This is a genomic window from Maribacter sp. (assembly GCF_039968975.1).
Taxonomy (GTDB): Bacteria; Bacteroidota; Bacteroidia; order Flavobacteriales; family Flavobacteriaceae; genus Maribacter.
Map to the genome: position 1 here is coordinate 1 of NZ_JBDVOT010000276.1, position 9,452 is coordinate 9,452.

Consider the following 9,452-nt stretch of genomic DNA (forward strand, 5'->3'; position numbering starts at 1 on the left):
TATGCATACTGCCTTTAATTTTAAAAACATTTTTTGATGCAAGGTTAGGGTTGTTCGTACATGTGCTTACAATACTGATTTTAGGTTTTGTGGTGCCCAATAGCTTTGAGTATATATTTCTACAGATTATTACTGGTATCGTAACAATATTGACTGTATCTGAACTGTATAAAAGAGCAAATCTTTTTGTTAGTGTTGGTCAGATAACATTGATTTATATTATAGGTTATTTAGCTTTTCATACCATTCATGAAGGTGATTTGAGTGATATTGAATGGTTTACTTTGGGGCTTTTTCTATTAAATGGTATGATAACCCTCTTTGTACAACCATTAATATATATCTATGAAAAAGTTTTTGGATTAGTGTCAGATGTGTCCCTATTAGAGCTTTCGGACACCAATTCTAAGCTTTTAAAGGAATTATCCAATAGGGCTCCGGGAACTTTTCATCATTCGTTACAGGTTGCCAATTTAGCTGAAGCCGCTGCTAATGAAATTGGAGCAAATGCAATGTTGGTTAGAGTAGGGGCGCTGTACCATGATATTGGTAAAATGAACGATCCTACATATTTTACGGAGAACCAGGTTACCAATGTTAATCCGCATGATGAGCTAAGTCCTAAAGACAGTGCGCGTATTATTATAGATCATGTGATTAAAGGTATTGAGATAGCAAGAAAGAACAATATACCTGATCGTGTAATTGATTTTATACGTTCTCACCATGGTACTACTTTGGTCTATTATTTTTATAAGAAACAGAAAGAATTAGAAGAAGATGTAAATGAAGAGGATTTTAGATATCCTGGTCCGTTGCCATTTTCTCGAGAGACAGCAATATTAATGATGGCAGATTCAGTGGAAGCGGCATCAAAAAGTTTAAAAAATCCAACTTTTTTAATTATTGATGAGTTTGTTGATAAAATAATCTCGGGTCAAATGAAAGCAAATCAATTTTTGAATGCAGACATTACGTTCAAAGAAATTGAAACAATCAAGAAAATATTCAAACAAAAGCTAATAAATATTTATCATTTGCGAGTGGAATATCCTGAGTAACAGGGATGTATTTTTTTATTGAAAAAAAACATTAAAAATAGTTGTGTATAATCAGTAATACTTACTACATTTGCATCCGCTATTTAGAGCAACAGTTCATTGAAGAATTACTGGAGAGGTGCCTGAGTGGCCGAAAGGAGCGGTTTGCTAAATCGTCGTAGGTGGAAACATTTACCCAGGGTTCGAATCCCTGTCTCTCCGCAACAATATGTTGAGAGACATATTTTTTGATAACCAATTCGGGGTGTAGCGTAGCCCGGTTATCGCGCCGCGTTTGGGACGCGGAGGTCGCAGGTTCGAATCCTGCCACCCCGACCAATTTTAATTACCCTCGTAAATCAAATGATTTACGAGGGTTTTTTCATTTTAGGTGGTTAGTGTATATTATTTGTAGAATAAACCCGTATATGGGCTAAAACTGGATAAATATAGACCGATAAAAGCTCAAATTATACCGGTATTGATTGTTCAATGAAGTTTATGGTAAAGGTTAAGAACAAGATTTGCATTCTGTTTTCTATTGTTCAGCGTAGATATCCATAATTTCAGTGCTGAATTTCTCTCTTATAACTCTACGCTTTAATTTAAGGGTAGGGGTTAATTCTGCAGCTGCGCCATCCGCATGTACAGGTAACCATTCACGAGCTATTAGTTTAAACTTTTTAATTTGTTCTACATGACTGAATTCAGGATTGTATCTGTCAATTATTTTTTGGTATCTCTTGAGTACCTTGGGCTGCTTTGTTATTTCATCTAAACTGGTCCAAGGAATATCCTTCTTATTGCAGTAACTTTTCAATGCTTCCTCTGCAGGAACTATCAATGCGGAAACAAATTTTTGCTTATCACCAATAACCATCATCTGTTCTACTAAAAACTCTTCTTTTATTCTATTTTCAATTGGTGCCGGTGCTACATATTTACCACCAGAAGTTTTAAGTAATTCTTTCTTTCTATCAGTAATTTTCAAGAATTTTCTGCCCGTATCTCCTTTTACTAACGTGCCAATATCACCAGTTCTAAAAAATCTTTTACCATCTTTCTCACAAAAGACCTGAGCATTTACTTCTGGTTTTTTATAATAACCCATCATAACATTGGGTCCATGCGCTAAGATCTCACCTTCGCCTTCCCTATAGTCTCCACCTTCTTGGTCTATTATTATTTCAACGCCGTCAATAAGCGGACCTGCAGAACCTAGCATTGCTCCGTCTGGTTCCATAGTATTTACGCTTAATGTTGGTGAAGTTTCTGTAAGTCCATATCCTTCACGAATAGGAATACCAGCTGCACAAAATACGCGCATAACTTTAACCGGGCAGGGTGCAGCTCCTGTAACCACAGCCTTTACATTTCCTCCAAGGGCATCACGCCATTTAGAAAAAATTAATTTATCTGCAATTTTCCACTTTAGTTTGGTGACAAACGATAGTTTTTGATTTAGTTCGTAATTATCGGTCAATGCCAATGCCCAAAAGAATAGTTTCTTTTTTGTGCCATCTAAAGCCAAGCCTTTGTTGTAAATAGCTTCATAAATTTTTTCTAATAATCTAGGTACAGTAGTAAATGTTGCTGGTTGAACAGCGGCTAAGTCGCCCTCAGGACCACTTAGATTATCAGTGCCCGCAAAGAATATTTTTGCGCTTTTGTAATAGTAAACAAAAGAAACAGAGCGTTCATAAATATGACACAATGGTAAAAAGCTCAGCACATTGTCACCTGACTTAGCTTGTAAATGGGGAGAAGTGTTCAAAACTATATGCATTATATTTTTGTGCGATAACATAACTCCTTTAGGGTTTCCTGTGGTACCAGAGGTGTAAATAATGGTGGCCAGATCCTCATTTGTAACTCCACTTTTAATGGTTTCAATTTCAGCCATATGAGAATTGTCAAATATGTCTTCCCAGTACGGAATGTCAGATTGTTTGTCGAGGGTGTAAATGTGCTCTAGGGTGACTACGTTCTTGCGCGAAGCATTTAATTTACTATACAGATCACCGTTACCGCAAAAAGCTACTTTTACCTCGGCTTCGTTTAAAATATACTCATACTCGCCAACACTAATGGTAGGGTATAAGGGAATGCTTATAATACCTGCCATTTGCATGGCAAAATCTAATATCATCCATTCTGGTCTATTTTTATATACTACTATAGCAACTTTATCACCGGGTTTTAGACCAAGGTTCAATAATCCTGATGCCATATTTTCCGCAGTTTCTTTTACTTCTTGCGAACTATATGATTTCCATTTTCCAGAGGCATCTCTACCATTTATGGAATTTTCTAATGGATAATTTTCAAGTTGATGGTATAAAAGGTCAAAGAGTCTGGTCATTGCTTCTGTTTGTTTTTGCTAGTTTAAAATACGAAAATTTTACAAGAGATTTTATTTACATAACTTTCTGTATTAAGGTCTTACGAGAACATAAGACTAATAAATTCTGCTACACAGGCCGGTTTTTCTGAACCTTCAATTTCAACGGTACAGTTCCAAGTAACCTTTAGTCCGGTATCGCCATATTCTTCAATGTTGGCAATACTGCTTACTAATCGAAGACGGCTATCAACTAAAACAGGACTTGGAAACCGAACTTTGTTCAATCCGTAATTAACACCCATCGTAACTGACTTTACCGAAATAAGATCTTCTAATAATTTTGAAAGCATGGATACCGACATAAAACCATGCGCTACAGGTTTTTTAAATGGGGAGTATTTGGTTGCTTTTTCAACATCTACATGAATCCATTGATGGTCTCCGGTTGCTTTAGCAAAATCGTTGATCATTTCTTGGTTTACCGTCATCCAATCGCCCTCTGGTAATGGTTTACCTTCTAGTGCTCTAAATGCCTTAAAATCCGCTATTTCTAATTTTGCCATGTTATTTATCTTGAAGTTCCACCATCTATTGTTAAACACATTCCTGAAACAAACCTAGCTTCGTCTGATGCCAAGTATAAATATCCATAAGCAATATCAATGGGCTGTGCTACGGTTTTTAAGGGTATACTTGCTTCAATCGCTGCAAAATGCTCTTTTGGTATTTTGGCAACCATATCTGTCATGGTGAAACCTGGGGCAATTGCGTTGGCCGTGATGCCGTGTTTACCCAGTTCCATAGTCCATGTTTTTGACATTGCAATAACACCTGCCTTTGTAGCGGCATAATTGGTTTGACCAAAATTTCCTCGTAAACCAACATTAGACGCTGCACTAACTATTCTACCATATTTGTTGGCTTTCATATAAGGTGCTGCGGCTTGGGTACACAAAAAGACACCTTTTAGATTTACGTTTACAACAGAATCAAATTCTTCTTCACTCATTTTTTCAAGCGTCTTGTCTCTTGTAATTCCTGCATTATTTATTAAGATATCTAGTTTTCCATGCTTTTCGTTTACAGATGCAAAAAGACTTTCAATAGCCGTTTTGTCAGTAACCGACACCGCATGAAATTCTGCTTTACCACCACTAGCGTTAATACCATCTGCTACGGTTTGCCCTGCAGGTAATAAATCAACTATAATTACGGTTGCACCTTCTTTTGCAAAAAGTTCTGATATGGCTTGCCCTATACCTCTAGAACCGCCTGTTACTACTGCTATTTTGTTTTTTAATCTCATGATGTTCTATTTCGTTGTTGTTAATTTTTTTGTTAGTAGTGTTGTTATGTTGAAAATGCTTTTTGGCTTTTGTACTTTGTGTTTTAGGTTTTAACAATCAATTTACCTTTCACCTTTCTATCGGTCATTTCTTCAAGTGCCTTGGCGGTATCTTCCAAATTGTAAATGGCGTGAATATGTGGTTTAAGTTTTCCTTTAGCATGCCATTTCATTAAAGTCATTGTGTTTTCCATATTGGCCTTGGCATCTTTCATGGCAAAAGCACCCCAGAAAACACCTACGATTGCGGCTTCTTTCAATAGCGGAAGATTTAATGGAATTTTAGGAATATCGCCAGCGGCAAAGCCTACTGCTAAATACCTACCATTTCTGGCTATGCCTCTAAATGCCGCTTCTGAATAGGTTCCGCCAACAGGGTCATATATGACATCGGCACCTTTGCCGTCTGTCAACTCCTTTATAGAAGTTTTAAGGTCTTGAGCAGAATAATTTATTAATTCATCTGCACCATATTCTTTACAAAGGGCCAACTTATCATCAGTGGAAGCAGCTGCAATAACTTTGGCTCCCATTAGTTTTCCTAATTCAACGGCTGCCAAGCCTACACCGCCTGAGGCGCCTAAAACTAAAAGTGTTTCACCTTCGGCCAGATTACCTCTGTCTTTTAATGCATGATATGATGTACCGTAGGCCATCAAAAATGAAGCGGCAATAGGAAAATCCATTTGAGGTGGCTTTGGAAAGCATGCGTTAGAAGGTATTAGAACTTCTTCGGCCAAGCCGCCATGAGCTACAAAGCCAAATACCTCTTGTCCCACTTTTAAATGAGAAACTCCCTCACCAACTTCTTTGACGATACCGGCTACATCACTGCCAGGGGTAAAAGGTAATTCTGGTTTAAACTGATACAGTCCTTGAATGATCAAGGTGTCGGGGAAATTTAAGCCACATGCTTTTACTTCTACTAAAACTTCTTTTGCCTTTGGACTTAAGTGCTCCACATCTTCCAATACTAATGAAGAAGGTGGACCAAATTTTTTACACCGTATTGCTTTCATACTTATTAAAATTCAAAATTCAAAATTCAAAATTCAAAAGTCAAACTCAAATACAAATTCAAATTTCAGTTTTTGTACTTCTGAATTTGATTTTTGTATTTGCCCTTGTATTTTATTATTTATTCTTCTATTATTTTCAATACCAATTTCCCCATTTTATCACCAGAGAAAAGACGGCTATAAGTTTCCGGGAAATTTTCAATTCCCTCGTAGATGTCCTCTTTGCTTTTTAATTTTCCTTGAGCCATCCAGCCACCTAAAATTTTTGCTCCTTCAGCATATCTATCCGCATAGTCAAAGACAACCATACCGGTCATACTTGCTCTGTTTACTAATAATGATAGATAGTTACTAGGTCCTTTTATTGCGGTTTTGTTGTTGTATTGAGAGATAGCTCCGCAAATAACAATTCTGGCATTCATACGCAACCTACCTAAAGCAAGATCTAGAATTTCACCACCTACATTGTCAAAGTATATATCTAAACCTTTGGGGCATTCTTCTTTTAATCGTTGTTTAACATTTTCATTTTTGTAATCTATACAAGCATCAAAACCCAATTCATCAACAACGTATTTGCATTTATCCGCTCCACCTGCAATACCTACAACCTTGCAACCTTTGATTTTAGCGACCTGACCAACAATGCTACCAACGGCACCTGCTGCACCTGAAACTAGAACAATATCACCTTCTTTTAATTTGCCTACCTCTGTAATACCAAAATATGCTGTCATGCCCGGCATACCTAAAGTGCCAATATATGTTGGTAATGGTGCCAGCTTTGGGTCTACCTTGTAATACCCATCTGCATTTGTAGCAATGTATTGTTGAACACCTGCATAACCTGCTACATAATCACCGACCTTAAAAGTAGGATGGTTATTAGCTTCTATCACCTGGCCAACTGAACCCGCTCTCATTACGGAGTTAATTTCCATAGGCGGTATGTAAGATTTTGCTTCATTCATCCAACCACGCATTGCTGGATCTAGCGAAACATAATGCTGCTGAATTAAAACTTCTCCTTCTTTTATTTTAGGAATAGGGTTAGATACTAATGACCATGTAGAAGCATCAGCATCACCTGTTGGTCTTTTTACAAATAATAATTGTTTGTTCATGAGTTCGTTATTTTATAATCATTCCGATACTGTGACAGCACCTGATTTACTTTTATTTTAGTTAGTTGCGTATTATTTTTTCTTGCTGGAAAAACTTTCTACGTAGGCTTTCATTTTCGCTCGTATTTCTGGTTTCCACCAGAGTTCTGCTGCTTCTTTTAGAGAGTTTTTACCATTTACATCTAATTTTTCAAGCAGATGCTTTCTAATTTTCGCTTTGGTATTTCTCCAAATTTGCTGGTCTGCTTTCATGTAAAGTCGCATTTGGTTTTCAGCACGATCTAAAACATCTTCTAATGGAACTAATTCATCTACCAAGCCGGCAGATACTGCTTCTTTACCAGTCAGTAATTTACCTTCTAGAATATATTTGCTTGCCAAACCATCACCCATCCAAAAAGCATATACTTCTGTCAGGTTTTGACTAATTTGAATATTTACGGCAACCTCGTTAAGGCCTATAACATATTTCTCACCATCTGCCATGTAACGATTATCACTGGCAACTGCCAGTACACATCCGCCAGCAGGAGAATAACCGGTTATCGCAGAGATAAAAGGTTTTTTAAATTGTACCAGCTCTAAATACAGACTACCAAAGGCAGAGAAGAAATCGCTAATTTGATTTTTGTCGTATTGAAAAAGTTCAATCAAGTCTAAACCTGCTGAAAAATAATGAGGTTGACCAGAAAGTATGACACCTTTTACCTCGTCATTTGCAGCTATAGATTTGAAGGTTTCTCTCATTTCTGAAACCATTTCTGCATTAATGGCATTTACTTTGCCACGATTCATCTGTACTATAGCGTACTCATCTTTATATGTAATTTCTAATGTCTTCATAATTTATAAGGATGTTCCTCCGTCTAATGTTAATGTTTGTCCTGTCATGAATTTAGAATTGTCAGAAGCTAAAAAGCAAATACCTTCTGCAATTTCATTGGCTTCACCAAATCTTTTCATAGGTATTAATCTTTTCAGTAAATCTCCCATATCAGATCTGGCTCCTAGTAATTGATCTAATAGTGCAGAATGGGTATAACCAGGGCATACCGCGTTAACGCGTATGTTTTTACTGCCATATTCTAAAGCTGCCGATTTGGTCATGCCCACCACTGCAAATTTACTTGCACTGTAAGAGAGGTTGTTTCCAGAAGCTTTGAGTCCGGCTAAAGAAGCTACATTGACTATATTGCCATGACCTTGCTTTGTCATTTGTTTAAGAGCGACCTGCATGCAGTAAAAAACACCTGTTTGGTTTACAGCTATTACATTGTGCCAATCGTCATGGGTATGTTCTGCGGTTTTTAATTGATGTTTACCACCAATACCGGCATTATTGACAATTACATCAACACGGTCATATTTAGAGACTGTTTGTGAAATTAAATCCTCTACCTCGTTAAATTTTGTAACATCGGTTTTTAGGGCGGATGCTTTGCCACCATTATTTTTAATTTCTTCGGCAACTTTTTCTGCATTTTCCAGATTAATATCTGAAACTACAACTGTTGCTTGGCGCTCACCTAAAAGTTTAGCCGCTGCAGCCCCAATACCGCTTCCGGCACCAGTTATGATTACTATTTTATCTTCTAAATTCATCTATTTTATTTTAACCTTGGTGTTCTAAGTTCTTGTGTGTAAATCTCAAATTTTCAATCGCACTGAATTAATCTTGAATCTTGTAAAGATTGATTTCTTAAATGTGTGGGATAGCCTTCAGCTTTTATCATCCCTAAAAAATCAGCTGTTGAATTGTATTTTACTATGAGTATTTTATCCCACAAAGCTTCATCTTCAGGTCCTATTAATGTTCGTTGAGGTTTTCCTAAATAAAGAATTTCAGCATTCGCTTTTTGAAAATACGGCATGGCAGCTTTCATATATACTTTATATGATTCAGCTCCAGTTAATCCGGTTTCTTCAACACTGTCTTTGAACTTTAGCAGATTAACCATTACCACAGGTTTATCTGTAGGTAATTGCGCAAAAGCTTTTAATTGTTCTTTGTTAATTTTGTTATGTGATGTTGTTTTCAAATATTCTAAAATAAATTGTCTATCCGTTTTTTTTGAATTGCCTCCCAAGCCGTTTTACAACACAGCTCTGATGCTTTGTTGAGCTGGGCAAACTTTGGGTCGCTCGTATGCCCATGTTTGTAGCGATAATATATTTGTTGGGCGATAACTGCAATTTTGAATAAGCCGTAGGCATAATAAAAAATTAAGTTATCTATATTTCGCCCACTTTTTAATGCATATTGTTGAACGATTTCTGCACGAAGGGGGTTGCCTTGCATAACCGTCGGTGATTGCAGCCCTTGTTTCATAAAATCTGGATCTGCATACGTAGTCCAATAGCCTAGAGAGGTGCCTAAATCCATTAGAGGGTCTCCAAGGGTACACATTTCCCAATCTAGAATTGCTGCAATTTCTTTCCAGCTATTGTCTTTAAAAACCACATTGTCATATTTAAAATCATTGTGTATTAAAGTATGGTCATAGGTTTTAGGCTGATTTTCTGCCATCCATTTCATTACTTTCCCTGCGGTAGGGACATCATCTGTTGCGGCAGCTAAAT

The 9,452-nt window shown here is 36.9% G+C and carries 10 protein-coding genes and 2 tRNA genes; 3 read left to right on the forward strand and 9 right to left on the reverse strand.

The annotated features are described in order from the left end of the window. From ABJI11_RS18550 to ABJI11_RS18560, 3 genes are all read left to right on the forward strand, one after another. Positions 1 to 1,061, forward strand: a 1,061-nt coding sequence (locus tag ABJI11_RS18550; RefSeq protein WP_348355768.1) for an HDIG domain-containing metalloprotein, incomplete at its 5' end; no start/stop codon positions are given. A 112-nt stretch (positions 1,062 to 1,173) separates the two neighbouring features. Further along, positions 1,174 to 1,262 (forward strand) — tRNA-Ser (locus ABJI11_RS18555). A 39-nt stretch (positions 1,263 to 1,301) separates the two neighbouring features. Beyond that, a tRNA-Pro gene (locus tag ABJI11_RS18560) sits at positions 1,302 to 1,379 on the forward strand. A 199-nt stretch (positions 1,380 to 1,578) separates the two neighbouring features. Here the strand turns inward: ABJI11_RS18560 and ABJI11_RS18565 are convergent. The 9 genes from ABJI11_RS18565 to ABJI11_RS18605 form a co-directional block, all read right to left on the reverse strand. Next, positions 1,579 to 3,402, reverse strand: a complete 1,824-nt coding sequence (locus ABJI11_RS18565; RefSeq protein WP_348355771.1) for a long-chain fatty acid--CoA ligase — start codon at positions 3,400 to 3,402, stop codon at positions 1,579 to 1,581. Between the two features lie 80 nt (positions 3,403 to 3,482). Beyond that, complete coding sequence (locus ABJI11_RS18570; protein WP_348355774.1) at positions 3,483 to 3,947, reverse strand: MaoC family dehydratase; 465 nt, start codon at positions 3,945 to 3,947, stop codon at positions 3,483 to 3,485. A 5-nt stretch (positions 3,948 to 3,952) separates the two neighbouring features. Then, the gene (gene fabG / locus ABJI11_RS18575) at positions 3,953 to 4,690 is read right to left on the reverse strand and encodes a 3-oxoacyl-ACP reductase FabG (protein ID WP_348355777.1); all 738 of its coding nucleotides are present in this window, start codon (positions 4,688 to 4,690) and stop codon (positions 3,953 to 3,955) included. 83 nt (positions 4,691 to 4,773) lie between these two features. Then, on the reverse strand, positions 4,774 to 5,748 hold the full coding sequence (locus ABJI11_RS18580; protein ID WP_348355780.1) for an NADPH:quinone oxidoreductase family protein: 975 nt from the start codon (positions 5,746 to 5,748) through the stop codon (positions 4,774 to 4,776). A 119-nt stretch (positions 5,749 to 5,867) separates the two neighbouring features. Further along, positions 5,868 to 6,872: an NADP-dependent oxidoreductase gene (locus tag ABJI11_RS18585; RefSeq protein WP_348355783.1), complete on the reverse strand. Its 1,005-nt coding sequence runs from the start codon at positions 6,870 to 6,872 to the stop codon at positions 5,868 to 5,870. A 72-nt stretch (positions 6,873 to 6,944) separates the two neighbouring features. Next, complete coding sequence (locus tag ABJI11_RS18590; protein WP_348355785.1) at positions 6,945 to 7,715, reverse strand: enoyl-CoA hydratase/isomerase family protein; 771 nt, start codon at positions 7,713 to 7,715, stop codon at positions 6,945 to 6,947. Positions 7,716 to 7,718: 3 nt separating this feature from the next. Then, on the reverse strand, positions 7,719 to 8,474 hold the full coding sequence (locus tag ABJI11_RS18595) for an SDR family NAD(P)-dependent oxidoreductase (protein WP_348355788.1): 756 nt from the start codon (positions 8,472 to 8,474) through the stop codon (positions 7,719 to 7,721). 53 nt (positions 8,475 to 8,527) lie between these two features. Next, positions 8,528 to 8,911: a hypothetical protein gene (locus ABJI11_RS18600; RefSeq protein ID WP_348355791.1), complete on the reverse strand. Its 384-nt coding sequence runs from the start codon at positions 8,909 to 8,911 to the stop codon at positions 8,528 to 8,530. 5 nt (positions 8,912 to 8,916) lie between these two features. Further along, the coding region (locus ABJI11_RS18605) for a phosphotransferase (protein ID WP_348355794.1) at positions 8,917 to 9,452 on the reverse strand (536 nt) is incomplete at its 5' end.